29 protein-coding genes are annotated in these 26,473 nt (G+C 70.5%); 17 read left to right on the forward strand and 12 right to left on the reverse strand.

What is annotated here, in order from left to right:
* Positions 1-2: 2 nt before the first annotated feature.
* The gene (locus tag H9622_RS15170; RefSeq protein ID WP_191767261.1) at positions 3-1,223 is read right to left on the reverse strand and encodes an ROK family protein; all 1,221 of its coding nucleotides are present in this window, start codon (positions 1,221-1,223) and stop codon (positions 3-5) included.
* Positions 1,224-1,335: 112 nt separating this feature from the next.
* Between H9622_RS15170 and H9622_RS15175 the strand changes: the two genes are divergently transcribed.
* From H9622_RS15175 to H9622_RS15195, 5 genes are all read left to right on the forward strand, one after another.
* On the forward strand, positions 1,336-2,601 hold the full coding sequence (locus tag H9622_RS15175) for an ABC transporter substrate-binding protein (RefSeq protein WP_191767262.1): 1,266 nt from the start codon (positions 1,336-1,338) through the stop codon (positions 2,599-2,601).
* Between the two features lie 23 nt (positions 2,602-2,624).
* Entirely contained in the window at positions 2,625-3,557 is a 933-nt protein-coding gene (locus H9622_RS15180) for a carbohydrate ABC transporter permease (protein ID WP_191767263.1), read from the forward strand.
* A 101-nt stretch (positions 3,558-3,658) separates the two neighbouring features.
* A complete protein-coding gene (locus H9622_RS15185; protein WP_225222200.1) occupies positions 3,659-4,480 on the forward strand; it encodes a carbohydrate ABC transporter permease in 822 nt (273 codons plus the stop codon).
* A gap of 103 nt (positions 4,481-4,583) precedes the next feature.
* A complete protein-coding gene (locus H9622_RS15190) occupies positions 4,584-6,224 on the forward strand; it encodes a glycoside hydrolase family 13 protein (protein WP_191767328.1) in 1,641 nt (546 codons plus the stop codon).
* Between the two features lie 103 nt (positions 6,225-6,327).
* The gene (locus H9622_RS15195; RefSeq protein WP_191767265.1) at positions 6,328-6,678 is read left to right on the forward strand and encodes a LysR family transcriptional regulator; all 351 of its coding nucleotides are present in this window, start codon (positions 6,328-6,330) and stop codon (positions 6,676-6,678) included.
* Positions 6,679-6,688: 10 nt separating this feature from the next.
* On the opposite strand, the gene H9622_RS15200 is transcribed toward H9622_RS15195, so the two are convergent.
* Together H9622_RS15200 and ychF are read right to left on the reverse strand one after the other, a co-directional pair.
* The gene (locus H9622_RS15200) at positions 6,689-7,255 is read right to left on the reverse strand and encodes an alpha/beta fold hydrolase (protein WP_191767266.1); all 567 of its coding nucleotides are present in this window, start codon (positions 7,253-7,255) and stop codon (positions 6,689-6,691) included.
* A 94-nt stretch (positions 7,256-7,349) separates the two neighbouring features.
* Positions 7,350-8,423 carry a redox-regulated ATPase YchF gene (gene ychF / locus H9622_RS15205; RefSeq protein WP_191767267.1) on the reverse strand — a complete coding sequence of 358 codons (1,074 nt, stop codon included), beginning with the start codon at positions 8,421-8,423 and terminating at the stop codon, positions 7,350-7,352.
* A 93-nt stretch (positions 8,424-8,516) separates the two neighbouring features.
* Here ychF and H9622_RS15210 point away from each other — a divergent pair, with 93 nt between their 5' ends.
* The gene (locus H9622_RS15210; protein WP_225222187.1) at positions 8,517-8,999 is read left to right on the forward strand and encodes a methyltransferase domain-containing protein; all 483 of its coding nucleotides are present in this window, start codon (positions 8,517-8,519) and stop codon (positions 8,997-8,999) included.
* A 221-nt stretch (positions 9,000-9,220) separates the two neighbouring features.
* Here the strand turns inward: H9622_RS15210 and H9622_RS15215 are convergent, their stop codons facing one another.
* Both H9622_RS15215 and H9622_RS15220 read right to left on the reverse strand, forming a co-directional pair.
* On the reverse strand, positions 9,221-9,859 hold the full coding sequence (locus H9622_RS15215) for a dihydrofolate reductase family protein (RefSeq protein ID WP_191767268.1): 639 nt from the start codon (positions 9,857-9,859) through the stop codon (positions 9,221-9,223).
* Between the two features lie 51 nt (positions 9,860-9,910).
* Positions 9,911-10,678 (reverse strand): class I SAM-dependent methyltransferase, encoded by a 768-nt coding sequence (locus H9622_RS15220; protein WP_191767269.1) that lies wholly within the window; start codon positions 10,676-10,678, stop codon positions 9,911-9,913.
* A gap of 82 nt (positions 10,679-10,760) precedes the next feature.
* Here H9622_RS15220 and H9622_RS15225 point away from each other — a divergent pair, with 82 nt between their 5' ends.
* Together H9622_RS15225 and H9622_RS15230 are read left to right on the forward strand one after the other, a co-directional pair.
* On the forward strand, positions 10,761-11,363 hold the full coding sequence (locus H9622_RS15225) for a 3'-5' exonuclease (protein ID WP_191767270.1): 603 nt from the start codon (positions 10,761-10,763) through the stop codon (positions 11,361-11,363).
* Positions 11,364-11,411: 48 nt separating this feature from the next.
* Positions 11,412-12,740 (forward strand): DNA recombination protein RmuC, encoded by a 1,329-nt coding sequence (locus tag H9622_RS15230; protein WP_191767271.1) that lies wholly within the window; start codon positions 11,412-11,414, stop codon positions 12,738-12,740.
* Positions 12,741-12,746: 6 nt separating this feature from the next.
* Here the strand turns inward: H9622_RS15230 and H9622_RS15235 are convergent, their stop codons facing one another.
* Positions 12,747-12,968, reverse strand: coding sequence for a UDP-N-acetylmuramyl pentapeptide phosphotransferase (locus H9622_RS15235; protein ID WP_191767272.1), 222 nt, complete (start codon positions 12,966-12,968; stop codon positions 12,747-12,749).
* A 161-nt stretch (positions 12,969-13,129) separates the two neighbouring features.
* Complete coding sequence (gene glpX, locus H9622_RS15240) at positions 13,130-14,119, reverse strand: class II fructose-bisphosphatase (protein ID WP_191767273.1); 990 nt, start codon at positions 14,117-14,119, stop codon at positions 13,130-13,132.
* Between the two features lie 189 nt (positions 14,120-14,308).
* Between glpX and fbaA the strand changes: the two genes are divergently transcribed.
* Entirely contained in the window at positions 14,309-15,340 is a 1,032-nt protein-coding gene (fbaA, locus tag H9622_RS15245) for a class II fructose-bisphosphate aldolase (RefSeq protein WP_191767274.1), read from the forward strand.
* Positions 15,341-15,421: 81 nt separating this feature from the next.
* Here fbaA and H9622_RS15250 read toward each other — a convergent pair whose 3' ends face one another.
* Together H9622_RS15250 and H9622_RS15255 are read right to left on the reverse strand one after the other, a co-directional pair.
* The gene (locus H9622_RS15250) at positions 15,422-16,150 is read right to left on the reverse strand and encodes an anti-sigma factor family protein (protein ID WP_191767275.1); all 729 of its coding nucleotides are present in this window, start codon (positions 16,148-16,150) and stop codon (positions 15,422-15,424) included.
* A complete protein-coding gene (locus H9622_RS15255; RefSeq protein WP_191767276.1) occupies positions 16,147-16,653 on the reverse strand; it encodes a sigma-70 family RNA polymerase sigma factor in 507 nt (168 codons plus the stop codon). Before H9622_RS15255 ends, H9622_RS15250 begins: the two co-directional genes overlap by 4 nt.
* A gap of 81 nt (positions 16,654-16,734) precedes the next feature.
* Here H9622_RS15255 and H9622_RS15260 point away from each other — a divergent pair, with 81 nt between their 5' ends.
* A complete protein-coding gene (locus H9622_RS15260) occupies positions 16,735-17,238 on the forward strand; it encodes a DUF2231 domain-containing protein (protein ID WP_191767277.1) in 504 nt (167 codons plus the stop codon).
* A gap of 23 nt (positions 17,239-17,261) precedes the next feature.
* On the opposite strand, the gene H9622_RS15265 is transcribed toward H9622_RS15260, so the two are convergent.
* Positions 17,262-17,840, reverse strand: coding sequence for a DUF6264 family protein (locus H9622_RS15265; protein ID WP_191767278.1), 579 nt, complete (start codon positions 17,838-17,840; stop codon positions 17,262-17,264).
* A complete protein-coding gene (locus H9622_RS15270; RefSeq protein ID WP_191767330.1) occupies positions 17,837-18,877 on the reverse strand; it encodes a 4-hydroxy-3-methylbut-2-enyl diphosphate reductase in 1,041 nt (346 codons plus the stop codon). The genes H9622_RS15265 and H9622_RS15270 overlap by 4 nt, the downstream gene beginning before the upstream one ends.
* A gap of 105 nt (positions 18,878-18,982) precedes the next feature.
* Here H9622_RS15270 and xseA point away from each other — a divergent pair, with 105 nt between their 5' ends.
* Genes xseA through H9622_RS15305 form a run of 7 tightly spaced genes read left to right on the forward strand, consistent with a single transcriptional unit; the run spans position 18,983 to position 25,491 of the window.
* A complete protein-coding gene (gene xseA, locus H9622_RS15275) occupies positions 18,983-20,308 on the forward strand; it encodes an exodeoxyribonuclease VII large subunit (protein ID WP_191767279.1) in 1,326 nt (441 codons plus the stop codon).
* Positions 20,309-20,318: 10 nt separating this feature from the next.
* Positions 20,319-20,561, forward strand: coding sequence for an exodeoxyribonuclease VII small subunit (locus H9622_RS15280; protein WP_191767280.1), 243 nt, complete (start codon positions 20,319-20,321; stop codon positions 20,559-20,561).
* Complete coding sequence (locus H9622_RS15285; RefSeq protein WP_191767281.1) at positions 20,561-21,196, forward strand: DUF4245 family protein; 636 nt, start codon at positions 20,561-20,563, stop codon at positions 21,194-21,196. The genes H9622_RS15280 and H9622_RS15285 overlap by 1 nt, the downstream gene beginning before the upstream one ends.
* 32 nt (positions 21,197-21,228) lie before the next feature.
* Complete coding sequence (locus tag H9622_RS15290; protein WP_191767331.1) at positions 21,229-21,843, forward strand: carbonic anhydrase; 615 nt, start codon at positions 21,229-21,231, stop codon at positions 21,841-21,843.
* A gap of 32 nt (positions 21,844-21,875) precedes the next feature.
* Positions 21,876-23,270, forward strand: coding sequence for a class II fumarate hydratase (locus H9622_RS15295; protein WP_191767282.1), 1,395 nt, complete (start codon positions 21,876-21,878; stop codon positions 23,268-23,270).
* 47 nt (positions 23,271-23,317) lie between these two features.
* On the forward strand, positions 23,318-24,838 hold the full coding sequence (locus tag H9622_RS15300) for a sensor histidine kinase (RefSeq protein ID WP_191767283.1): 1,521 nt from the start codon (positions 23,318-23,320) through the stop codon (positions 24,836-24,838).
* Positions 24,835-25,491 (forward strand): response regulator transcription factor, encoded by a 657-nt coding sequence (locus H9622_RS15305; RefSeq protein WP_191767284.1) that lies wholly within the window; start codon positions 24,835-24,837, stop codon positions 25,489-25,491. The genes H9622_RS15300 and H9622_RS15305 overlap by 4 nt, the downstream gene beginning before the upstream one ends.
* A gap of 79 nt (positions 25,492-25,570) precedes the next feature.
* Here H9622_RS15305 and H9622_RS15310 read toward each other — a convergent pair whose 3' ends face one another.
* A complete protein-coding gene (locus H9622_RS15310) occupies positions 25,571-26,338 on the reverse strand; it encodes a hypothetical protein (protein WP_191767285.1) in 768 nt (255 codons plus the stop codon).
* Positions 26,339-26,473 lie beyond the last annotated feature (135 nt).

Consider the following 26,473-nt stretch of genomic DNA (forward strand, 5'->3'; position numbering starts at 1 on the left):
CGTCAGCCGGCCGCCGCGAACGCCGGCAGGTCCAGGGCGCCGGCGCGCGCGGCTTCGACCGCCGCGCGCACCGCCCCCACCGAGACGATGTCGCCGCCCAGGGTCGATGCGACGATCTCGGGCACCGGCAGGTCGAGTTCCTGAGGCAGCGCCCGCACGGCCGCGTCGATCACCGGCCCCGCTCCGTCGGCCACCGCCCCCGACACGATGATCCGAGTCGAGTCGAAGAGGCTTCCGAGCACGCCGGCGATCACGGCCAGCGTCTCGCCGACCTGACGCGCGATGTCGAGGGCACCGGGATCGCCCCGCTCCGCCAGTCCGAGCACGGCCTTGCCGTCGATCTGAGCCGGGTCCATCGCGCGGAGCGCGCTCGCCGCGGGCAACGTCCCCTCTGCCTGCGCCGTGCGAGCCAGCGACGCCGCCCGGTGCCCGAGACCCCACGCGCCCTCGACGCCGTTCACGTGATCGAAGGCCACCATCTCGGCCGCACCGCCGTGCGCGCCCCGCAGCAGACGTCCGTCGACCCAGACGCCGGCTCCGAGCCGCTCCCCCGCCATCAGTGCGACGAAGTCGTCGCACCCGACCGCCGCGCCGACGGCGCGCTCGGCCACCGCCGCCAGCGACGCGTCGTTCTCGACGCGGACGAGCGGAGCCCACGCGCCGAAGAGCTCGGCGAACTCCGGGTTCATCCGCCGCCAGAACCCGTCGCGATGCGCGGGCGACTCACCGCGGGCGCTCACGGGCGCGGGCACGCCGATGCACAGCGCCGCGACGTCGGGACGCGAGAAGCCCGACTCTGTCAGAGCCGCGTCGACGAGTGCGGCCGTGGCCTGCCGTCGCTCCTCGCCGGAATCATGCTCTCGGTCGACTCCCAGACGCCGCACCGCGACGGAGTCACCCCGCAGGTCTGCCAGCGTCACCGTGAGGCTCGCGCGTCCGGCGTCCACGCCGACGACGAGCGCGGCGTCCGGCCGGAAGGCGAAACGTCGCGCCGGCCGTCCCTTGCTGTACTCCCCCACCGCGCGGGCGTTCGGCAGCTCGACGAGCAGACCCCGCCCCACGAGCTCTTCGAGCACGTCGATCGCCGTCGAACGCGTGAGCCCGACCGCCTCGAGCACGTCGGAGACGGTGAAGACGTCGGTGTCCCACGCGAAGCCGAGCACAGCGTCGAGGCTGGCCCGGCGGAGGCGGGAGGCACTGAGCGGCGGCTGAGACAAGACCATTGACCTTTCGCTGGTTCTCCTGCAATCTTGGATTAACCGGAGTTGATTTGCTAGCTAAATCTACTCTCCGAAACAAAGATCGCCCCAGCGATCATCGGAAAGGGACAACGACGTGCCTGTGTCATCCGTTCTCCGTCGCGCCGCAGCCGCGGCTGCCGTCCTCGCCCTGACGGGCTCCGCCCTGGCCGCGTGCGCCGGCGCATCGTCCGGACCCGCCGAGGTGAGATTCCACCTGAGCAAGCCCGAGGCGATCCCCTACTTCCGCGATCTCATCAAGGAGTACAACGCCAGTCAGGACGAGGTGGTCGTGGTCTTCGACACCTCCTCGAACCTCCAGGCGGGGTTCCTGCGCGGTGATCCGCCCGACCTCGGCCTGCTGAACTACAACATGGAGATGGCCCGCTTCATGGAGCGCGGGGCGCTCAGCGACCTGAGCGACATGGCCGAAGCCGAGCGCATCCTCCCCGAGGTGCAGGATCTCGTCGATCAGTACGCGACCTACCCGGGACGCACGAGCGTCCTGCCGTATTCGGTGATGGCGGCATCCGTCATCTACAACAAGCGCATCTTCGAGGAGCAGGATCTCGAGGTGCCCACCACGTGGGACGAGCTCATCGAGGTGTGCGAGGCCCTGAAGACCGCCGGGATCACGCCGATCTACGGCACCTTCAAAGACCCGTGGACCGTCGGACAGGGCTGGTTCGACTACGCCGTCGGCGGCCAGATCGATGTGGCCGACTTCTACGCGCAGCTGAACGAGCTGGGCACGGAGGTCGGGCCGGACTCCCCGGTGTCGTTCGAGAAGACGCTCGCCGCGCCGGTCGAGCAGATGACCGAGCTGGTGAAGAACTATACGAACGCGGATGCCGCGAGCCGCGCGTACGGCGACGGCAACCTCGCCTTCGCCAAAGAGGAGGCGGCGATGTACCTCCAGGGTCCATGGGCGTTCGGCGAGATCGACAAGACGAACCCCGACCTCGACCTCGGCACATTCCCGCTGCCGATGACGGACGACCCCGACGACTTGAGGGTGCGGGTGAACATCGACCTCGCGGCATGGATCCCCGAGGCATCCGACCAGAAGGAGGGTGCGCGCGACTTCCTCAGCTACCTGTTCCAGAAGGACGTGATGGACGAGTACAACGCAGCCTTCCTCGGCTACGGCACCACGACCGACTCCGCGCCCGTCAGCGACGAGCGCATCGTCGGCATGAAGGAGTACTACGACGCCGCGAAGTTCTACCAGGGCGCCTCGAAGGCGATCCCGCTGACCATCCCCACCGACAACTACATGCAGGGCATCGTGACCGGAGCCGACGTCGAGAGCACCCTGCGCACGCTCGACGCCGACTGGGCCCGACTGGCGCTGCGCCAATAGCGCGAGACGAAGGGAACGCATTCATGGCAACGACCACCGCGGCCGTCACGGAGTCGCAGACCGACAGTCGCCGGGCGGAAGAGCCCGCCCCGCAGCGACGCCGCAAGGTGGAGGGCATCTACTACGCCTTCCTCCTTCCCTCGCTCATCCTGTTCACCCTGGCGATCACGATCCCCGCGGTCATCGGCATCTTCTTCAGCTTCACCAACTCCATCGGCTTCGGGGACTGGGAGTTCATCGGCCTCGTCAACTACCTCGCGGTGTTCACCGATCCGGCGATCCTGCAGAGCTACCTGTTCACGTTCTGGTTCGCCTTCGTCACGGTGATCGTCGTCAACGTGCTGGCGTTCCTGCTCGCCGTCGGACTCGTCTCCCGGGTGCGCCTGAAGACGGGCCTGCGGACGATCTTCGTCATCCCGATGGTGATCTCGGGCATCATCATCGCCTACGTCTTCAACTTCCTGTTCTCGAACTCGGTGCCCGCGCTCGGGCAGGCCTGGGGAATCGGCTGGATGAGCGAGAGCATCCTGGCCAACCCCGACCTCGCGTGGGTCGCGATCGTCATCGTCACCGCGTGGCAGGCGATCCCGGGCACCCTGCTCATCTACATCGCCGGCCTCCTCGCGATCCCCGGCGACGTGTACGAAGCAGCCTCGATCGACGGCGCGGGGAAGCTGCAGCAGCTGTGGCGCATCACCCTTCCGCTGGTCGCCGGATACGTCGTGATCAACGTCATCATCGGCTTCAAGGACTTCCTCAACGCCTACGACATCATCGTCGGCCTCACCAACGGCGGCCCGGGGACGGCGACCCGCAGCATCGCGATGACGATCTTCACCGGCTTCTCCGGCGGCGACTACGCCTACCAGATGGCCAACGCGACGATCTTCTTCCTGATCGCCATCACGCTGTCGCTCCTCCAACTTCGCCTGACTCGCGGAAGGAACGTGTTCTGATGACCACGCAGCCCGCCCTCGCTGCCGAGGACATGACCGCCGAGCGCGTGCTCGACGGCGACGCCCCCCGCAAGCCCGCCCGCTCCCGTTCGCGTTTCGCGATGGAGCGCGTGAACTGGTCCGGCACGATCGTGCTGGCCCTGTGCGCCATCACGGTTCTCATCCCGCTCTACGTCACGGTGACGATGGCGTTCAAGACGCAGGGGCAGGCGGTCGACGGCAACGCGTTCTCGCTGCCCGCACCGTGGAGCGTCGAGGGCTTCGTCACGGCGTGGGAGCTGACCAACTTCCCCCGCGCGTTCATGATCTCGCTGTTCATCACGGTCTTCACCGTCGCCGGCACGATCCTGCTGGCGTCGCTCGCGTCGTTCGCGATCTCGCGCAATTGGGATCACAAGCTGTTCCGGTACTCGTTCTACTACCTGCTCGCGGCGATGTTCCTGCCGTTCCCGGTGGTGGCGCTCCCCCAGATCCAGCTGACGGGGCTCGCCGGGCTCGACAACCCGATCGGAGTCGTGATCCTCAAGATCATGTTCCAGCTGAGCTTCAGCATCCTGCTCTTCACCGCTTTCCTCCGCTCCATCCCCGCCGAACTGGAGGAGAGCGCGCGGATCGACGGCGCGTCGACGTGGCAGACGTTCTGGCAGCTCATCTTCCCGCTCCTCGCACCGATGAGCGCGACGGTCGGCATCTTCGCGTTCCTGGCCTCGTGGAACGACTTCATGATGCCGTCGCTCATCATCTCCGACCCCGCGTCGCAGACCCTGCCGGTGGTGCAGAACATCTTCCAGACCCAGTTCAGCAACAACTACAACGTGTCCTTCGCCTCGTATCTCATGGCGATGGCACCCGCGATCGTCGTCTACCTCTTCACCCAGCGATGGGTCGTGGAAGGCGTCACCCAGGGAGCCGTCAAAGGCTGAGGCCGCGGCATCCCCTCACTCCAACGAACCCACCGAAAGGAACCGCGTCCCCGTGACGACCGCGCACTCCGCACCCCTCACCGCCCAGCTCAACGACCTCGAGATGCCCGCCTGGTGGCGACAGGCCGTGGTCTACCAGGTGTATCCGCGCAGCTTCGCGGATGCCGACGGCGACGGCATCGGCGACATCCGGGGCGTGACCTCACGCGTGCCGTATCTGAAGGAGCTGGGCATCGACGCCATCTGGCTGAGCCCGTTCTACCCGTCGGCGCTCGCCGACGGCGGCTACGACGTGGCCGACTACCGCAACGTCGACCCGCGGCTGGGCACTCTCGACGACTTCGACGACCTGCTCGCCGCGCTCCACGCGGCGGGGATCAAGGTGATCGTCGACATCGTGCCGAACCACACCTCCGACCAGCACGCCTGGTTCCAGGAAGCGCTGACGGCGGGCCGCGGCTCAGCCGCGCGCGCGAGGTACATCTTCCGCGACGGTACCGGCCCCGACGGCTCGGAGCCTCCCGCCGACTGGGTGTCCGTGTTCGGCGGATCGGCGTGGCAGCGCGTCGACGACGGGCAGTGGTACTTCCACAACTTCGCCGTCGAGCAGCCCGACCTCGACTGGTCGAATCCCGAGGTGCGCGCCGACTTCGTGAAGACCCTGCGGTTCTGGTCCGATCGCGGCGTCGACGGCTTCCGCATCGACGTGGCCCATATGCTCACGAAGGACTTCGTCGACCCGCTGCCCTCGCAGGCCGAGCTCGACGCGATGCCCCGCGACGGGAACCACCCGATGATCGACCGCGACGACGTGCACGAGGTGTACGCCGAGTGGCGCGCCGTGTTCGACTCGTACGACCCGCCGCGCACCGCGGTGGCCGAGGCGTGGGTCGAGCCCTCGCGCATCCCGCTGTACGCCCGCGCCGAGAGCCTCGGGCAGGCGTTCAACTTCGACCTGCTCGAAGCCGACTTCGACGCGGGCCAGTTCCGCCGCATCGTGGGCGACAACCTCGAGCTCGCCGCGACGTCGGGCTCGTCGACGACGTGGGTGCTGTCGAACCACGACGTCGTGCGCCACGCCACGCGCTACGGGCTCCCCGATGCCGAGCGCGACTCCGCCGGCCGACCCACGCGAAAGCACGGCAACGAGTGGCTGCTGTCAGGGGGGACGCAGCCCGCTCTCGACAGGGAGCGGGGAAGCCGTCGTGCCCGCGCCGCCGCCCTGTTCGTGCTCGCCCTGCCGGGCTCGGCCTACATCTATCAGGGCGAGGAGCTCGGCCTGCACGAGGTGGCGGCGATCCCCGAGGCGGATCGACAGGACCCGACGTTCTTCCGCAGCCCGGGCGAGGACATCGGACGTGACGGATGCCGCGTGCCCCTGCCCTGGTCGGCGGACGGGCCGTCCTTCGGCTTCGGCACCGGCGGCGCCCACCTGCCGCAGCCGGCCTGGTTCGCCGACTACGCGGTCTCGGTCCAGCACGACGACTCGACGTCCTCGCTCGCGCTCTACCGCGCGGCGCTGGCGATGCGCCGCCTGCTGCAGACCGACGAGTCGCTGACCTGGGTCGAGACGGGCCGCGACGACGTGCTCGCATTCCGCCGGAGCAACGGGTGGACCGTGTTCACCAACTTCGGCACGGAGCCGTTCGAGCTGCCGGACGGGCCGCCGATCTCGCTGTCGAGCAGGCACCGCGACGAGCGCATCCTGGCGGGTGAGACGACCGTCTGGATCGCCGGGGCGTAGGACGACGGATGCCGCGGCCCGCGCCGGCCGCGGCATCCGTCCCCTCTCTCCCGAGGGTGCCGATAGCCTGAACGTGCGCAGATCCGCGCTCCGGAAGGCTCACGTGAACATCACCCTGCTCCAGCGATTCGTCGCCGTCGTCGACGCCGGAGCCCACGTGCCGCGCGCCGCCGAGAAGCTGGGCGTGCCGCTCGCCTCGCTGCACTCGTCCATCGACAAGCTCGAGGCCGAGGTGGGGCATCCGCTCTTCACGCGCAGCAAGTCCGGCTGGACGCTGACGCCCGCCGGCACGCTGCTGCTCGACGAGGCGCGCGCCCGGATCGCCGCCGAGCCCGCGCCCGCCGCGAAGCCGGCGGTGCGGGCAGGCGGCAAGGCCAAGGCGTCGAAGGGCAAGGGGCGCGCGCCCGCGGTGAAGGGGCAGCCCAAGCCCTACAAGAAGCGGCAGGGCCGCTGACGACGGAGCGTCAGTCCCAGTCGAGGTACTCCTCGATGATGACGGCCGTCTCGATCGGCTTCGTTGACGGGAAGAAGTGGCCCTCGCCGTCGAGCGTCTTCACGCTGGCGCGCTCGGGCGCCGTGGTCTGCAGCTGCTCGCCGATGGCCGGGACGGTGACGTCGTCGGCCGAGCCCTGCACGATGAGCACCGGGATCACCGGCGCGAGCGGGATGTCCTCGTCCTCGACGCCGAGCAGGAGCAGCCCGTTCGCGCGCTCGTGGTGTGCCGCGACGGCCGCCCGAGCGACCGTGCCGCCGAAGCCGTGGCCGCCGATCCACGAGTGGTCGAGGCCCAGGTGGTCCATGACCGCGATGACGTCGTCGGCGTGCTCGGCGGCGGCCAGGCGGCCACCCGATCCGGCGCGGTAGCCGACCCGCACGACGTGGAAGCCCGCCTCCTCGGCGAGGTAATGGCCGACCACGCCCAGGGCGTCCTGGCCGCGCTCCGGGACCAGCACCAGCTTGACCGGGCCGTCGCCCTCCTCCACGAACGGGATGGCGCGCCCGTCGGGCTCGAAGGTCTGGATCTCGGTCATGAGGGAGGTCCTCTCGGATTCGGGGATTTCGATGAGCCGGCGCGCCCGCGAGTGGGCGAAGCCCGCGCGGCGGGTGCGCGCCGCAGGCGGAGACTCAGACGTTGAAGCGGAACTCCACGACGTCGCCGTCCTGCATGACGTAGTCCTTGCCCTCGAGACGCGCCTTGCCCTTGGCCCGCGCCTCGACGACCGAGCCGGTCGCGACCAGGTCGTCGAACGAGATGACCTCGGCCTTGATGAAGCCCTTCTCGAAGTCGGTGTGGATGACGCCTGCGGCCTGCGGCGCCTTCCAGCCCTTGCCGATCGTCCAGGCGCGGGCTTCCTTCGGCCCTGCCGTGAGATAGGTCTGGAGGCCGAGCGTGTCGAAGCCGATGCGCGCGAGCTGGTCGAGACCCGACTCATCCTGACCCGTCGACGCGAGCAGCTCTGCGGCGTCCTCGGGGTCGAGGTCGATGAGCTCCGACTCGATCTTCGCGTCGAGGAAGACGGCCTTGGCCGGCGCGACGAGCGCTGCGAGCGCCGCGCGGCGCGCCTCGTCGGTCAGCACGGCCTCGTCGACGTTGAAGACGAAGATGAACGGCTTCGCGGTCAGGAGGCCGAGCTCGCGGATCGGCGACAGGTCGACGTCCGAGGCCGACAGCAGCTCACCGCGCTGGAGCGCCTCGCGGGCCTCGACGGCCGCCGCGAGCACCGAGGGATCGAGCTTCTTGCCCTTGACCTCCTTCTCGTACCGCGTGATCGCCTTCTCGAGCGTCTCGAGGTCGGCGAGCTGCAGTTCGGCGTTGATGGTCTCCATGTCGTTCTTCGGGTCGACGGTGCCCTCGACGTGCACGACGTCGTCGTCGGAGAAGCCGCGCACGACCTGCGCGATGGCGTCGGCCTCGCGGATGTTGGCGAGGAACTTGTTGCCGAGGCCCTCGCCCTCCGATGCGCCGCGCACGATGCCCGCGATGTCGACGAACGAGACGGCGGCGGGCAGGATCCGCTCCGAGCCGAAGACCTCGGCGAGCTTCTCCAGGCGCGGGTCGGGCAGATTCACGACCCCGATGTTCGGCTCGATCGTCGCGAACGGGTAGTTCGCCGCGAGAACCTGATTCTTGGTCAGGGCGTTGAAGAGGGTGGACTTGCCGACGTTGGGCAGTCCGACGATTCCGATGGTGAGAGCCACGGGAGTTCAGTCTACGTGGGGCGGGATGCCTCGACCGGCGGTCCCTGCCCCCGGGGCATTGCCCGGCCATCCGCCCGGGACGATACTGAGCGCGTGGACGAGTGCTGCATCCCCGGCCCTCCGAGCGGCTACGACCGCGAGTTCGACGACCGCTTCGCGCGGCGGCTCGCGCGGGAGTACCGCCGGGACGGTCTCACGGCCAGCGCGCAGCTGATCCTCGACTTCGCCGCCTCGGTCGGACTCGAGGGGGCGTCCGTGCTCGAGATCGGCGGGGGCATCGGCGACATTCAACTGGAAGCGCTCAAGCGCGGGGCCGCGCACACGACGAACGTCGAGCTGTCGTCGGCGTACGAACCCGAGGCCGCACGTCTGCTGGACGAGGCCGGACTGCGCGGCCGAGCCACGCGGGTGCTCGGCGTCGACGTCGCCGGCGAGCCGGAGGCGGTCGAGCCGGCCGACATCGTGGTGCTCCACCGCGTCGTCTGCTGCTACCCCGACTACCGCGGACTGCTCGGTGCGGCCGCGGACCATGGCCGGCGCGCCGTCGTCTTCAGCCACCCGGGACACGGTCTCTAGACCCGGATCGGCTCGCGCGCCATCAACGCGCTGCACACCCTCACCCGGAACCCGTATCGCTCCTTCGCACACGACCCCGAGGCGATGGAGTCGGTGCTGGCCGTCCACGGGCTGACACCCCGCTACCGCGGGCGCAGCGGGCCCTGGCACGTGGTGGGCGCCGTCCGCGCGTGACCCGCGGTGCACGGGGGTGCCGGTGAGGAGTGCGGCCGGCCCCGGGTCTAGGTGGGCCGGGAGGCGTCGACCGGCGCCACCGGATCCACGCGCCACCGCATCAGCACGTTCCCCGACGAGTCCCACGAGTGGGTGCCGAGCAGCTTCAGCGCCACGGGCGGGCGCGCGTCGAACAGCGGCACGCCCGACCCCGCGATGAGCGGGAACGTCACCAGATGCAGCTCGTCCACCAGTCCCGCGTGCATCAGGTCGTTCCACAGCCGCCGTCCGAGCAGGATCAGGATGCCGGCGCCCTCGCCTTCCTTCAGAGCCCGGATCGCCTCTCGCGCCTGCGCCACCCGCACGATCCGCACGTTCTCGTAGGGCTCGAGGTCGGCCTCGGTGATCGTGTCCGACACGACGAGCTTCTCGACGCCGAGGATCAGCTCGGCGAACTCGTGGCGGATGGGCGAGGCGCCGGGATCCTGCGTCACCCCCGTCCAGTAGCCCAGATTGCCCAGCGCCGACCGGCGACCCGACAGCACGAGCGTCCCGGCGTCGCGCAGCAGCCCCGTGGTGTAGTGGTCGAACGTGTCGGCGCCGGCGTAGTCCGGGTGCTGGTGCTCGAAGAACGAGGCGATGTCGTGGTCGTCGTCCTCGTACCGGCCGTCGACGGTGACGAAGTTGCAGACGGTCAGCGTGCGCATGGCGTCACGCTAGCCGGGTCGGACGCGTTCCGATACTCGGCGGCAGGCCGTTCAGCGATCGATGCGGCGGATGCCGCGGAACGCCTCGGTCCGGTACGGGAGATCGACGACGACCCCGCCGCTGTCGGTCATGCGGCACGCGCCGTCGAAGAGCTCTCCGACGTCGCGGAGGATGCGCTCCCGTTCGTCCGCGGGCGCGGTGATCACGTAGCTGCGCGACGCGACCATGTCCAGCAGAGCGTCTCGTCCGATCGTGCGGGTCCAGCTCCACACGCGCTTCTCGAGATCACCGATCGGCTCCCCCACGACCGGGCCGCCCTCGGCGATCATGCGCTCGGCGCTCGAGGCGTGCATGATCGCGGTCAGGCCGCTGACGAAGGCGTCGGACTCGTCGCGCACGTTCCAGATCAGCCCCAGCACGCCCCCCGACCGCAGCACCCGGCCGCACTCGGCGGCGGCGGCGAGCGGATCCACCCAATGCCATGCCTGCCCGAGCAGCAGCGCGTCGACGGAGGCGTCGGGCAGCGGCATCCGCTCCGCCGTCCCCACGAACGTGGGGACGCCGTGCACGTTGTCGCGCAGCGCGGCGAGCATGTCGGGGTCGGGGTCGATGGCGACGACATCGGCTCCGGCCTCGACGATCGTGCGGGTGAGCTTGCCGGTGCCGGCACCGACGTCGGCGACGCGCAGCGCGCGGGCCTCCGCCCGCACCGGCGCGAGCAGCCACTCGACGGCCTCGCGCGGGTAGTCGGGCCGCCCCGATTCGTACGCGCTCGCGGCGGCTCCGAACGACCGGGACATCTCATCGCGACTGGCCATGCTCCGAGCCTAGGACGCTCGATGCCGGTTGCGCGCGGCGCGCCTGCCACCGGCTCCGCCGGCCGCGGGTGAGGCTGGGCGCGTGGCCCTGGACTTCACCGCGATCGACTTCGAAACGGCGAATCCGAGCAATGCCTCGGCCTGCGCGGTCGGGCTCGTGAAGGTGCGCGGCGGCCAGGTCGTCGCGCAGACCGGGTGGCTGATCCAGCCTCCCGCCGGACACGACCGGTTCTTCGAGCTGAACACGCGCATCCACGGCATCACCGCCGACGACGTGATCGGCGCGGCGACGTGGACCGGCCAGCTCGCCGCCATGGACGCATTCATCGGCGGGGACGTGCTCGTCGCCCACAACGCCGGGTTCGACATGGCCGTCATCAAGCGGGCGTGCGAGGCGACCGGCGACGACTGCCCGCCCTACCGCTACGCCTGCAGCCTGCAGGTGGCGCGCAAGGTGTACCAGCTCGAGTCCTACCGCCTGCCCTTCGTCGCGGCGGAGGCGGGATTCTCCGAGTTCTCCCACCACAACGCCACCGCCGACGCGCTCGCGTGCGCTCACGTCATGATCGACGCAGCCCGCCGCCTGGCCGCGGACGACATCGACCTTCTCACCGAGTACTGCGGGGTGCGCGTGTCGCAGATCGCCGTGGCCGAGGCGCCCGCGGTCTCCTTCGCCGTCGCGTAGCGGGCGCGTCCCCGCTGCGATGTCGGGGGCCTCCGTCATCCTGGGCGCATGGACGCACTCCTCGTCTCGATGATCGCCGTCGCGACCCTGCTCGTCGGCGCCCTCGCGGGCTTCACCGCCGGCCTGGCCCGCGGGGCCGCGCGCGCCGCGCGCGAGCAGGCCGAGCTGCACGCCCGCCTGGCCGCGGCCGAGGCCACGCGACAGGGCGTGCAGGCCCAGCTCGACCACCAGCAGGTGCTCTACCGCGAGCTCGCGAGCCAGGCCCGCCACGACCAGGCGACGCGCGAGGAGCGCGAGCGTCGCGAGCAGACGGTCCTGCGCGCGCTCGCGCCGGTGCACGAGACGCTCACGGCCATGCAGGCCAAGGTCGGAGAGCTCGAGCGCGACCGGCACACGCAGTTCGGCACGCTCGCCGAGCAGCTGCGGCGCGCGCACGAGTCCGACGAAGCCCTGCGTGCGACCACCGAGTCGCTCGCGAGCGCGCTGCGGTCCGGGTCGACACGGGGGGTGTGGGGCGAGACCCAGCTGCGCCGGGTCGTCGAGGCCGCGGGCCTCACGCGGTACGTCGACTTCGATCTGCAGACATCGATCCGATCGGATGCCGGCGCCGGCCGCCCCGACATGGTCATCCGGCTCCCCGGCGACAAGGCCATCGCCGTCGACGCGAAGGTCCCGCTCGACGCCTACCTCGAGGCCAGCGCCATTCCGCTCACCGCGCAGGGCGCGGAGGCCGCGCGCCGGCGCACGCTGCTCGACAAGCACGTCAAGGCGGTGCGCGCGCATGTCGACGCGCTCGCCAAGAAGGCGTACTGGTCCGGCCTGTCGTCGAGCCCCGAGTTCGTGGTGTGCTTCGTGCCGAGCGAGTCGCTGCTCGCGGCGGCCCTCGAAGAAGACCCGTCGCTGCTCGACCATGCCTTCGGGAAGCGCGTGGCCCTCGCGTCGCCCGTCAACCTGTGGGCGGTGCTGAAGACCGTCGCCTATACGTGGACGCAGCAGGACGTCTCGGCCGAGGCGCGCACGCTGTTCGAGCTCGGCAATCAGCTGTACGAGCGGCTCGGCTCCCTCGCGGGCCACGCAGACGATCTCCGCCGAGCGATCGAGCGCACCGTCGACAGCTACAACCGGTTCGCCGGATCCCTCGAGACGCGTGTGCTCGTGAGCGCGCGCCGCTTCCCGGGGATCGATGCGACGAAGCTCGAGGCGCTCGGCGAGCCGGCGACGATCGAGAAGTCGCCGCGGCGTCTCACGGCACCCGAGCTCCTCGACGCGGCCCTCGACCTCGAGCGCGCCGGTGATGATGCGGGCGAGACCTCGGGCCGCGCGTCGACGGCCGACCTGGGCGACCTGCGGGCGCGGATCGCGCCCACTCAGGACTGATGCGGCTCAGGCTCCGCCGGGCACGAAGCTGAGGAGTGCGATCACCGCGGCGGACACACCGACGAACGCGCCGACCATCCACCACGCGCTGATCTCATGGCCTTCTTCCCGGCGCACGCGCAGGAGCACGTCAGGGCGACGTGACGGATCGGCCGTGTTCGCCACGGCGTTCGCCACAACGGCCTGTGCGCCGGTCTGCGGCGATGGACCGCCTACCTGTCCGGACATCGAGAACTCCCTCGCATGGAAACACGAGTCGGCGTCGACCCAGATTCGATTCTGCCAGAGTTCCCCCCGGATGACGTCCCGATCCTGTCACACCAGTCACATCTGTCACACCAGTCACATCTGTCACACCAGTCACAGGCGCCCTCCGACGCGGCGTGCTGTTACAGCCACTTCGAGACGAGGTGCTCCGAGGTGATGCGGCGGAGGGTGCCCGAGGCGCCGCGCAGCACGACGCTCTCGGTGTAGACATAGCCGCCCTCCCGGCGCACGCCGTCGACGAGCTGGCCGTCCGTGACGCCGGTGGCGACGAAGATCGTGTTGCTTCCCTTCACGAGGTCATCGGCCTCGTACACGTGGCCGTCGAGCTTCAGCCCGGCGTCGATGCCCCGCTGCTTCTCGTCGTCGTCGCGTGGCCACAGCCGGCCCTGGATGTGTCCGCCGAGCGCCTTGATGGCGCAGGCGGTGACGATCCCCTCGGGACTGCCGCCGACTCCGACGCACATGTCGGTGCGGGCGTTGTGGCGTGCGGCGTTGATGCCGCCGGCGACATCACCGTCGCTCATCAGGCGTGTGCCGGCACCGGCGGCGCGGATCTCGTCGATGAGCTGGTCGTGGCGCGGGCGGTGCAGCACCGAGACGACGATCTCGTCGACCGGCTTGCCGAGCGCCTTCGCCAGTCGCCGGATGTTCTCACCGATCGGAAGGCGGATGTCGACAACGCCGACACCGGCCGGGCCCGTCACGAGCTTGTCCATGTAGAAGACGCTCGAGGCGTCGAGCATCGTGCCCTGATCGGAGACCGCGATGACCGACAGCGCGTTGTTGCGACCGGCGGCCGTGAGCGACGTGCCGTCGATCGGGTCCACGGCGACGTCCGCCTTCGGTCCTCGGCCGTTGCCCACCCGCTCGCCGTTGTAGAGCATGGGCGCTTCGTCCTTCTCGCCCTCGCCGATGACGATCGTGCCGTCGAAGTTCACCGTCGTGAAGAAGGCGCGCATGGCGTCGACCGCGGCGCCGTCGGCGTCCTCCTTCGCGCCGCGACCGATGAACGGCACCGCCCGGATCGCCGCCGCCTCGGTGGCACGCACGAGTTCGAGTGCGAGGTTGCGGTCGGGGTGGAGCGGGCTCATGTCAGCGGTCAGACTCACCATGACCCCCAGCGTAGCCACCGCGCCTGCGCAAACCGCAGACTTTCACGCCGCGAGCGTCGAAGGAATCGCGATTCTTTCACACCGGCTCAGAACGCCTGCGTGCATCCGTCACGCGGGGATGCGGCATCCGCTCTCTCGATCTGTCGGCGCTAAAGTCGAGGGAAGCCCCCAACCGACCAAGGAGCACCCATGCCCGTCGCCACCCCGGAGCAATACGCCGACATGCTGGACCGCGCGAAGGCCGGTGGCTTCGCGTATCCCGCCATCAACGTCGCCAGCTCGCAGTCGATCAACGCCGTGCTGCAGGGTCTCACCGAGGCCGGCTCCGACGGCATCATCCAGGTCACCACGGGGGGCGCGGACTACTTCGCCGGCCACACCGTCAGGGCCCGCGCGGCCGGTGCGCTGGCGTTCGCGAAGTTCGCCACCGAGGTCGCCAAGGCCTACCCGATCACGGTCGCACTGCACACCGACCACTGCCCGAAGCCTGCCCTGGCCGACTTCGTGCTGCCGCTCATCGAGGCCTCCGAGGAAGAGGTGAAGGCGGGCCGCAACCCGATCTTCCAGTCCCACATGTGGGACGGGTCGGCCGTGCCGCTCGATGAGAACATCGAGATCGCGAAGGACCTCCTCCCCCGCCTCAAGAACATCAACGCCATCCTCGAGGTCGAGATCGGCGTCGTCGGCGGCGAAGAGGACGGTGTGCAGCACGAGGGCTCGAACGACGCGCTCTACACGACCGTCGCCGACGTCACCAAGGCCGTCGAGGCGCTCGGCCTCGGCGAGAACGGCCGGTACATCTCGGCACTCACCTTCGGCAACGTGCACGGCGTCTACAAGCCGGGCAACGTCAAGCTCAAGCCCGAGCTGCTCGGCGAGATCCAGGAAGGCATCGCCTCCGCGTTCGGCACCGGCCCGAAGCCGCTCGACCTCGTCTTCCACGGCGGCAGCGGCTCGACCGACGCCGAGATCGCCGAGGCCGTGGCCAACGGCGTCGTCAAGATGAACATCGACACCGACACCCAGTACGCGTTCACGCGCTCGGTCGCCGGCTTCATGTTCCAGAACTACGACGGCGTGCTCAAGGTCGACGGCGAGGTGGGCAACAAGAAGGCCTACGACCCGCGCGCATGGGGCAAGATCGCCGAGTCGGCGATGGCGGCCCGCGTCGTCAGCGCCACGCAGCAGCTGGGATCGGCCGGCAAGAGCCTCGCCGCCTGAGGCGCGTCAGACAGACGAGCGGATGCCTCGGCTCCGCCCCTTCGCCGGGGCGGGTCCGGGGCATCCGGCGTTCCCGGGCCGTCACTGCGGTGCTGCGCCGTCGTCCGGCGGATCGAGCTCGGTGCGCATCAGCACCTTGCCCGTCCGGAGCGAGCGGATCTCCACGGCTGCGATCTCGTCGACGTCGAGCGCCGTCGAGGCGCTGAGGCGCGCCGTCGAACCCGGCAGTGCCCGCCACGTGGAGACCTCGCTCGTCGTGCCGTCGACGCCGGTGAGCACCAGCGAGTACGGCCAGCCCTCGGCGGGAACGTCGTCGCCCGCCGGCTCGGTGTAGCGGCAGGTCATCTCGATCCGCGTCCCCCACGGCGCGTCCGCGAGTTCGACCGTCGCGGAGAGCGGCAGGTCCACGAGCGGCTCGAGGGCGACGACCTGGATGCCGCGCAGCGCCGGCGCGATCGCCGTCGTCACGGCCAGCATCACCGCGATGAGGATCGCCGCCGCTGCGGCGAGCCCGCCGGCCCACCATGCCCGACGGCGGCGCTGCGCCTCGCGGGTCCCCTGCTCGATCAGGCGCGCGCGGGATGCGGCATCCGGACCCTCCTCCCCCACCGCGGCGGTGAGGAGCGACATCGCGCGGTCAGGCGGCACGCGCGAGAGCAGGCCCTGCGTCGACGCGAGGTCGGCGAGCGCGGCACGGCAGGCGTCGCAGCCCTCGAGGTGCTCCTCGAACAGTCGGCGGTCGGCCGGGCTGAGCGCACCGAGGACATAGGCGGCATCCCATTCGGCGAAGCGCGCGTGGTCGGGACTCATCGCGTCACTCCCTTCTCCTGCAGCGCGAGCCGCAGCGCGCGCAGGCCGTAGTGCAGGCGGGACTTGACCGTTCCCTGCGGGATGTCGAGCTCGTCGGCGATCTCGGCCACCGTCAGCGCGCCGAAATACGCGCGGATGACGACAGCCCGATGGTCGGCGGACAGCGCGGCGAGCGCCTCCTCGATGAGGATCGCCTCGAACAGGGCGTCGGTGGCGTCGGAGGTCGCGGTCTCGGGTGGTTCGGCGACGCCGATCTCGCGCCGACGCCGCGCGGAGCGCACATCGTCGATCACCAGATGCCGCGCGACGGTGAACATCCACGAGCGCGTGGACTCCGGGGCCTGCGCCATGATCCGCGGGGTGCGCCATGCGCGCAGGAGGGTCTCCTGCACGACGTCGTCCGCACCGGCCCGATCGCCGGTGAGATGCACGACGTACCGCCACACCGGCGCCGCATGGGCGTCGTAGAGCGCGGCCAGTCGCGTGGCGTCGTCGTCCGGCATCCTCACCTCCCGTAGGAGTCACGAAGTGTCGCAGGCCCAGGTTCACCGGGATCCGCTGTCGGCACCGCTATCGTCCCCGATATGGACCTCCTTCGCACCGATGTGGTCATCGAGATCGCCGGTCTGCCGCTGCATCCGCTCATCGTGCACGCCGTCGTGGTGATCACACCGCTGACGGTGCTGGCGCTGCTGCTCGGCACGTTCTGGCCCGCCGCCCGCCGGCGTCTGGGCATCGTGACCCCGCTCGCGGCGCTGCTGGTGCTCGTCCTCGTCCCGATCACGACCGCCGCGGGCGAGTCGCTGGCCGACCTGGTCGGCGAGACCGACGCCGTGGACCACCACGAGGACCTCGGCGAGCTGCTGCTGCCGTGGGTCATCGGACTGTTCGCCGTGGCCGCTGCCCAATGGGCCTGGTACCGGTGGGGCAGGGAGCGCGCCGCGAAGCGGTCCGCCACGGTGGCGCGCGTCGTGACGATCGTCATCGGTGCGATCGCCGTGCTCGTCGGCGTCGCCACGACGGTGCTCGTCGTGCTCATCGGCGACTCGGGCGCGCGCGCCGTGTGGGGCGGGATCGTCGGCGCCTGATCGCCGTAGAGCGGCGGGGACGGTCAGCGGAGGCTGCTGACCATCGCCTCCCACACTGCGGGGTCGTTCATCAGGGGCACGAGCACCAGCGTCGCCGACGCGAAGGTGAACACCACGCCTCCGACGAGCGGGATCCACCACGAGACGCGCCCGCGCCGCACGCTGATCCACGACAGCGCGGCGGTGATCAGCCACCCCACCGCGAGCACGATGGCGGCGGCCACACCCCACGGCCGCCCTGCGGACGGGTCCGTGAGCGTCGCGTCGACGCCCAGAATGTCGAACATGCGCTGCGCGTACTCGTTGAAGTCGGCGAGCGCCGGGAAGGTGTAGACGACGTTGATGAGCCCGTACACGAGGAGGGCGAAGGTCACGATCCGGTCGACCGGTCGGGTGCGGGCCCGCGCAGTGGCCGTGGGCGCGCCCGCCGGCTGCGGCGCGGCGACCGGGGCGGCGGACTCGACCACCGGCGCGGGCTCGTAGATCAGGCTCGCGTCGGGCTGTGCGATGCGCGCCCGCTGCTCCTCGGGGGTGGCGTACTCGCCGAACTGCGGCCGCGGTCGCGGGTCGGGTGCCGGGACGGCGCCGCCGGCCTCGGTCACCCGCGGCTCCGGCCGCCGAGCGCACGGTCATCGCGCGCGCCCGCGGCGTTCGTGCGGAGCTCCTTCGGCAGCGAGAACTGCAGGTCCTCCTCGGCGGTGCGCACCTCTTCGACATCGCGGTAGCCGGCGCCGGCGAGGTCCTCGAGCACCTGCTGCACCAGCACCTCGGGCACCGACGCACCGCTGGTGACGCCGACGGTCTCGACTCCCTCGAGCCACGCCTGCTCGACCTCGTCGGCGTAGTCGACGCGGTACGCCGCCTTCGCGCCGTACTCCAGTGCGACCTCGACGAGCCGCACGCTGTTGGAAGAGTTCGCCGACCCCACGACGATCACGAGGTCGGCGTCCTTCGCGACCTTCTTGATCGCGACCTGGCGGTTCTGGGTGGCGTAGCAGATGTCGTCCGACGGCGGGTCCTGCAGCTGCGGGAACCGCGTGCGCAGTCGCCGCACGGTCTCCATCGTCTCGTCGACGGAGAGGGTCGTCTGCGACAGCCACACGACCTTCGACGGGTCGCGCACCTCGATGGTGTCGGCCTCGTCAGGCGAGTTCACGATCGTGACATGGTCGGGCGCCTCGCCGGCAGTGCCCTCGACCTCTTCGTGGCCCTGGTGGCCGATGAGCAGGATCTCGAAGTCGTCGCGTGCGAAGCGCACCGCCTCGCGGTGCACCTTCGTGACGAGCGGGCACGTGGCGTCGATGGCGAGAAGACCGCGATCGGATGCCGCGTTCACAACGGCCGGCGAAACTCCATGCGCGCTGAACACGACGTGCGCGCCCTCGGGCACCTCGTCGACCTCCTCGACGAAGATCGCGCCCTTGGCCTCGAGCTCGGTGACCACGTGGATGTTGTGGACGATCTGCTTGCGCACGTAGACGGGGGCGCCGAAGCGGTCGAGGGCCTTCTCGACGGCGATCACGGCACGGTCGACGCCGGCGCAGTAGCCGCGGGGCGACGCGAGCAGCACCCGCTTCTGTCCTTGCACGGGGATATCCTGAAGGCGTTCGCGCCGCCGCGGGACGCGGGGGACGGGCATGCTCACAGGGGTACTGCCCACGGTGCTGGTGCTCACCCCTCGATTCTACGGGCGGCCCCTGTGCGCGGGCCGAAGAGCGACCCGCCCGCCGCACGAGAGGACCGCATGACGACCTTCCAGCCCGAGCCCGTCGCGGGCGAGGCGCCCCCTCCCGACTCGGTGCGCCCGAAGGACTCCACGCCGCAGGCGCCGACCTCGGTGTCGCGGCTCAACGAGACGATCCGCGGCTTCATCCAGACGTGGGGCTCGGTGTGGGTCGAGGGCGAGATCACGTCGTGGAACGTGCGCGGCGGCAATGTGTTCGGCCGGCTGAAAGACAACGCCGCCGACGCGACGATCTCGTTCCGCATCTGGTCGTCGACGCGCGAGCGCCTTCCCGACGACCTCAAGGTCGGCGACCACGTCGTCACGTGCGTGAAGGCGGACTTCTTCGCCAAGTCGGGTGACTTCAGCTTCGGCGTGTCGGCGATGCGCCACGTCGGGCTCGGCGACCAGCTCGAGCGTCTGGAGCGGCTGCGGGCGCAGCTGCGGGCCGAGGGTCTCTTCGACCCGTCGCGCCGCAAGCCGCTCCCTTTCCTCCCCCAGACCATCGGCCTCATCACGGGCGAGAACTCGGACGCCGAGAAGGACGTCCACCGTAACGCCGAGCTGCGCTGGCCGCAGGTGCGGTTCCGCACGAAGTACGCCGCGTCACAGGGTGAGCGCTGCGTGCCCGAGACGATCGCGGCGCTCAAGGCGCTCGACGCCGCCCCCGACGTCGACGTGATCATCATCGCGCGCGGCGGTGGCGACCCGCAGACGCTGCTCGGCTTCAGTGATGAGCGCCTCGTGCGCGCCGTCGCCGCGGCATCCACTCCCGTCGTCAGCGCCATCGGCCATGAGAACGACCATCCGCTCCTCGACGACGTCGCGGACCTGCGGGCGTCGACGCCCACCGACGCGGCCAAGCGAGTGGTGCCGGATGTCGCGGAGCAGCGCGCTCTCGTCGCGCAGCTGCGGTCGCGACTCACGTCCCGGCTGACGCAGCGGGTGTCGCACGACATCGCGCAGCTCGAGCAGCTGCGCTCCCGGCCGGCGCTGCGCTCCCCCGAGTCGATGATCGCCTCGCGCGCGCAGGAGGTCGAGCTGCTCACGGCGCGCGGCCGTGACCGCGTCGACCGTGCCCTCGAGTCGCACGCGCGCCGCACCGCCGAGCTCCGGGCCACGCTGCGCGCCCTGTCGCCGGCTTCCACCCTCGCGCGGGGCTATGCCATCGCGCACCTGGCCGACGGCGTCATCGTGCGTGACGCGTCGCAGGCGCCGGCATCCACGCCCGTCGTCGTCACCGTCGGACGCGGCTCGTTCGCGGCGCGGTCCGACGGCGAGGTCGCCGAGTCGGCCGGTGCGCCGTCGGATCCGACCGCCGCAGGAGACGCTCCGGCGCCGAACTAGGATGGAACCCATGACCGAGTCGACCGGTGCACCGTCCGACGTCGCCTCCCTCTCCTTCGAGCAGGCCCGCGACGAACTCGTGCGCGTGGTCGCCGAACTCGAGCAGGGCGCCCCGACGCTCGAGCACTCGCTCGCCCTGTGGGAGCGCGGCGAAGCCCTCGCCGCCCGCTGCGACGAGTGGCTCCTGGGCGCCAAGCGCCGTCTCGACGCGGCACGCTCATCGGCCGAGTCCGCCGCATCGGAGCGTGGGTGATGACGAAGGAACCACGCATCGTCGCCGAGCTCGGCCGCCCCGAGACTCCCGATGAGACCGCCGCCCGCAAGGCCGAGTCCTCGCGCGTCCACCGCGAGGCCCAGAACACCCGCAACCTGATCGCGGCGCTCGTCGTCACCATCGGCATCGTCCTCGTCATCGTGCTGGCGGTCCCCCGCGGTGAGCCGCCGGCACGCGAGCCCATCGACGTCTCGGCCGTAGCCGAGCGCGTCGGGTCCGCCGAGGGCCGCGCCCTGATCGCACCCGACGCACCCTCCTCGTGGCAGGTCAACGCCGCGTCCGTCGAGGGCGACGTTCCGCGCGCATGGACGATCGTCTACGTCGACGAGACGTGGTTCGTGCGCGTGGCGCAGGGCTTCGACGCCGACCCTGCCTGGCCGGCGCGCGTGCTCTCCGGGGCGAGCCCCGAAGGCACGGTCGAGGTCGACGGCGTGACGTGGGACCGATACGACATCGCCGATCCCTCGCGCGCCGGGAACATCACCGGCGCCCTGTCGACGCAGGCCGGACCCGACACCGTCCTGATCTACGGCAAGGCCGATGACGCGACCCTCGAAGAGGTCGCGGCCGCCGTCTCCCCCGAGGTCCGCGAATTGCAGGAGGAAACCGAGTGAGCGAACCGTCGCCGAGCAAGGTCTGGAACGAGATGCGGCGCGGCAACGACCGCTTCGTCGCGGGTGAGCCGCGTCACCCTCGCCAGGATGTCGAGCGGCGGCACGATCTCGCTGCCGGCCAGCGTCCGCGCGCGGCCCTCTTCGGCTGCTCCGACTCCCGGCTCGCCGCTGAGATCATCTTCGACAAGGGGCTGGGCGACCTGTTCGTGGTCCGCAATGCCGGCCAGGTCATCTCCGACTCGGTCGTGGGCAGCCTCGAGTACGCCGTCGCCGTCCTCGGAGTGCCGCTCATCATCGTGCTCGGTCACGACGAGTGCGGCGCCGTCGGGGCTGCCATCGACAGCACCCGGCCGAATGCCCCCGAGCTCCCACCGCACATCTGGCGCCAGATCGCCCCCATCGTCCCGGCGGTGCACCGGGTCGTCCGCGCGGGCACGGTCGACGGCGTCCCGCCCGCGACGATCGACGCCGAGCAGGTCGGCCGCGAGCACCTTCGCGACACGTGCGGCGAACTGCTGCACTCATCTGAGCTCATCAGCGACGCCGTCGCCGAAGGCCGCCTGGCCGTCGTGGGCGCGAACTACCGACTCGCCGAAGGCACCGCCGTTCCCGACGTCATCGTCGGGAACGTCGACGAGGAAGCCTGACGCACACTCGCCACCAACGGAGGAACGACGAAGTGACCGACATCGAATACCGCATCGAGCACGACACCATGGGTGAGGTCCGCGTCCCCAAGGACGCCCTCTACGCCGCGCAGACCCAGCGCGCGGTCGAGAACTTCCCCATCTCGGGCGACCCGCTCGAGCCCGCGCAGATCGTGGCGCTCGCCCGCATCAAGAAGGCGGCCGCCCTCGCGAACAAGGGGCTCGGCACGCTGGACGGCGCGATCGCGGATGCCATCGCGCGCGCCGCCGACCGCATCATCTCCGGCGAGCACGCCGACCAGTTCCCGATCGACGTCTACCAGACCGGCAGCGGCACGTCGTCGAACATGAACATGAACGAGGTCCTCGCGAACCTCGCGACGCAGGACCTCGGCTCGACGGTGCACCCCAACGACCACGTCAACGCGTCGCAGTCCTCGAACGACGTGTTCCCCACCTCGGTGCACATCGCCGTCACCCAGGAGCTCATCGACGACCTCATCCCGGCCCTCGACCACCTGGCGGTCGCGCTCGAGGCCAAGGCCGAGGCCTGGAAGTCCGTCGTGAAGTCGGGCCGCACCCACCTCATGGACGCGACGCCCGTCACCCTCGGCCAGGAGTTCGGCGGCTACGCCCGTCAGATGCGCCTCGGCATCGAGCGCGTGCAGGCCGTCCTCCCCCGCGTCGCGGAGGTGCCGCTCGGCGGCACCGCGGTCGGCACGGGCATCAACACCCCCCTCGGCTTCCCGCAGAAGGTGATCGAGTTCATCGTCGCCGACACCGAACTGCCGATCACCGAGGCGAAGGACCACTTCGAGGCTCAGGCGAACCGCGACGGGCTGGTCGAGGCATCCGGGGCCCTCCGCACCATCGCCGTCTCGCTCACCAAGATCAACAACGACATCCGGTGGATGGGCTCGGGGCCGAACACCGGACTCGGCGAGCTGCACATCCCCGATCTGCAGCCCGGGTCGTCGATCATGCCCGGCAAGGTCAACCCGGTGGTGCCCGAGGCGACGCTCATGGTGTGCGCGCGCGTGATCGGGAACGACGCGACCGTCGCGTGGGCCGGCGCATCCGGCTCGTTCGAGCTCAACGTCGCGATCCCCGTCATGGGCACCGCAGTGCTCGAGTCGATCAGCCTGCTCGCCAACGCCTCACGCCTGCTCGCCGACAAGACCATCGACGGTCTCGAGGCCAACGTCGACCGCGCCGCCGCCTACGCGGGCATGTCGCCGTCGATCGTGACGCCGCTCAACAAGCTCATCGGCTACGAGGCCGCCGCGAAGATCGCCAAGCACTCGGTCGCCAACGGCATCACCGTGCGCGAGGCCGTCATCGACCTCGGCTACGTCGAGCGCGGAGAGCTCACGCTGGAGCAGCTCGACGAGAAGCTCGACCTGCTGTCGATGACGCACCCGGGCTGAGCATCCGATTCGTGCCGCAGGAGCCTCCCGCGGGCGATAATCAGGGTGTGACCCGCTCGACGCCCAGGCCGATCCCGGCCCGTGTGAGGATCCTCGCCGCGATCCTCGCCGTGGCCTGCGTCGGGCTGGCCGTCGTCGGGAGCGTCACCTTCCTCGTGCAGCGCGAGCGCGTCGTGCAGGAGGTGGACCACCGGCTCCTGGCGCAGGTCGAGGGCCTCCGCACGCTGGCGAGCCCGCCCGCCGACCCGGATGACGAGCCGGCATCGGACGACGGTGCGACCACCGCGAGTGAGATCTTCGACATCCGCGAGTACACCTCGATCGACCCCTACCTGCGAGATGTCGTGGCCAGCTTCGTGCCCGCTCGCAACGAGGGATCGGTCGCGGTGATCGACGGTGTCGCGCGCTATCGACCCGGCACATTCTCGGGCTTCGACATCTCCAGGAACACCGAGCTCATCGACCGGGCCATCGCGGAGACCTCCGACGGCGACACCAAGACCGGCACCATCGCCACCGCTGACGGCTCGTTGAGGTACATCGCCGTCCCGGTGACGATGGCCGGCGATGATCGCGAGGGCCTGTACATCCGGGCGGTCGACATGGGCGCCGAACTCGAACCCGTCACCGCGGCGATGGCGACCTACGTCATCGCGGCCCTCGCGGTGCTGGCCGCGATCGGCGTCGTCGGCTGGTTCGTCACCGGCCGCCTGCTGTCGCCGATCCGCCTCATGCGCGAGACCGCAGACGCGATCACGATCGCCGATCTGTCCCCGCGGCTGTCGACGCAGGGCAACGACGACATCTCCGACCTCTCGCGCACCGTCAACTCGATGCTCGACCGCATCGAAGGATCCGTCGATGTGCAGCGTCAGCTGCTCGACGATGTGCGCCACGAGCTGAAGACCCCGATCACCATCGTGCGCGGACACCTCGAGCTCATGAACCCCGGCGACGCCGGAGATGCCGCGTCCGCGCGTGAGATCGGCATCGCCGAGCTCGACCGCCTCGCCCGCCTCGTCGAGGACATCGACCTGCTCGCCGCCGCCGAGGGCGACTCGTACGTCATGCGCGACGTCGATCTCTCCGCCCTCACCGCACGCGTGGGCGAGCTCGTCGCCGTGATCCCCCAGCACGCGTGGACGATCGAGGCGCACGCCGAGGGCGTCGTGCGAGGCGACCAGGACCGCCTCCTCCAGGCGTGGCTCCAGCTCGCCGACAACGCGGCGAAGTACACCCCCGCAGGCACGCCGATCGAGATCGGCAGCTCACTCGACGACACCGGGGCCCGACTGTGGGTCCGCGACCACGGAGCGGGCATCCCCCCGGCGTCACGCAGCCGCATCTTCCGGCGCTTCGACCGCGCCCACGGCAAGCGCACCGTGGGCGGCTCGGGACTCGGCCTCGCGATCGTCGACGCGATCACGAAGGGTCACGGCGGCTCCTGCGCGGTGACCGACACCCCCGGTGGCGGCGCCACCTTCACCATCCACCTTCCGCCCGCCGCCGCCGAGCTTCCGGCGCCGGTGAGGGCGGGCGACGTTCTGCAGCGGGAGACATCGGCATGACACGGATCCTCATCGTCGAGGACGAGCCGCGCATCGCGTCGTTCGTCAGCCGCGGTCTCGAATCTGCGGGCTACGAGACCACTGTCGTCGAGGACGGCGCGGAAGCCCTCGCGGTCGCGCTCCGCGGCGACGCCGACCTCGTGCTGCTCGACGTGGGCCTGCCCACGATGGACGGCTTCGAGGTCCTCCGCGAGCTGCGCTCCCGGGGATCGGTCGTGCCGGTGATCATGCTCACCGCCCGCTCCAGCACCCGCGACACGGTCGAAGGACTGGATGCCGGCGCCAACGACTACGTGCCGAAGCCGTTCACCTTCGAAGAGCTGCTCGCGCGCGTCCGCTCGCGCCTGCGCGAGACCACTCCCCAGGTCGGGGTGGCGGTGTCGCACGGCGACGTCGTGCTCGACATCCTCGCCCGGCGCGCGACCGTCGGCGGACGCGACGTCGACCTCTCGGCGCGCGAGTTCGCCCTCGCCGAGCAGTTCCTGCGCAACCCTGGCCGCGTGCTCAGCCGTGAGCTGCTGCTGAGCCGCGTGTGGGGCCTCGACTTCGATCCCGGCTCGAACGTCGTCGACGTGTACGTGCGCTACCTGCGTGGCAAGCTCGGCCCGGACCACATCATCACGGTGCGCGGCGCGGGCTACCGCTGGGAGTGACTCCGGCGCACGAAGAAGCCCCCGGCGCTGGGGGACGCCGGGGGCTGGGAAGGGCCGGACTGGGGGATCCGGCCGTATATCAATCGCGTCGGTCTGGGGAATCGCGCGATCGATGCTTCTTCGCGCCGACACCGGGCTTCGTCGACCGGTCGTCGGCGTTCGCTCCCGCGTGCGCGGGGCGCTTGTGGGAGGATCCGGCCGCGGCGGGCCGGTCCTTCGAGCTGTGTCCGCTGCCGTTCGCGGCACCGTGGCCACGGGCGGCTTCGCCGACCTGGCCGAGGGAGCTGCCGGATCCGACCAGGCCCTGACGCCCACTGTCGTCGCCGGGGTCGCGGTCGCCCTGTCCGCCCGGGGCGCGGTCTCCGGACAGCGGGCCGCGGGCCTTCTCGAGCCGGTCGATCCAGGCGTCGATGCGCGCCTGCGACCAGCCGAGTCGCTCGGCCCACTTTCGGGCCGCGTCCCACGACCGCGATGCCTCGGCCTCGGCGACCACCTCGTCTTCGGTCGGCGACTGCGAGGGCCGAGCGGCGTTCGTCGCCGTGGGTGACGAGGCCGGAGGAGCGGCCGGCACCACCTCGGGCGCAGGCGCAGGCACGACCTCGGCGACGCGCGTGCCACGGGTCTCGGCAACGCGATCGGTCGTGGTGGCCGGCGCGGGCTCTTCGCCCGCGTCATCGCCCTCGGAGTCGCCGGCCGACGCCGGGACCACCACGGCAGCCGCATCGATCGTCGAACCTGCGGCGTCCGAAAGCGCCACGCTGTTGGTGAGGGCGACGGCGCAGATCACGGCCACGCTCGCAGCGACGACAGACATGCCGCCGACAGCCAGCCGCGTCCGACTCTCCACGCTTTCGCCTTCCGTCCCCAGTGCGACGAGTGCACCTCTTCCATGGTGACAGACCGTCTCGCGCAGGACCGGCGTGTGGAATGAGACTCTTCTCATGATGGAAAGCGATGTCCGGCCAGTCCGGACATGCGGAAG

It is taken from the genome of Microbacterium gallinarum, assembly GCF_014837165.1.
In the GTDB taxonomy this organism is placed as follows: Bacteria; Actinomycetota; Actinomycetes; order Actinomycetales; family Microbacteriaceae; genus Microbacterium; species Microbacterium gallinarum.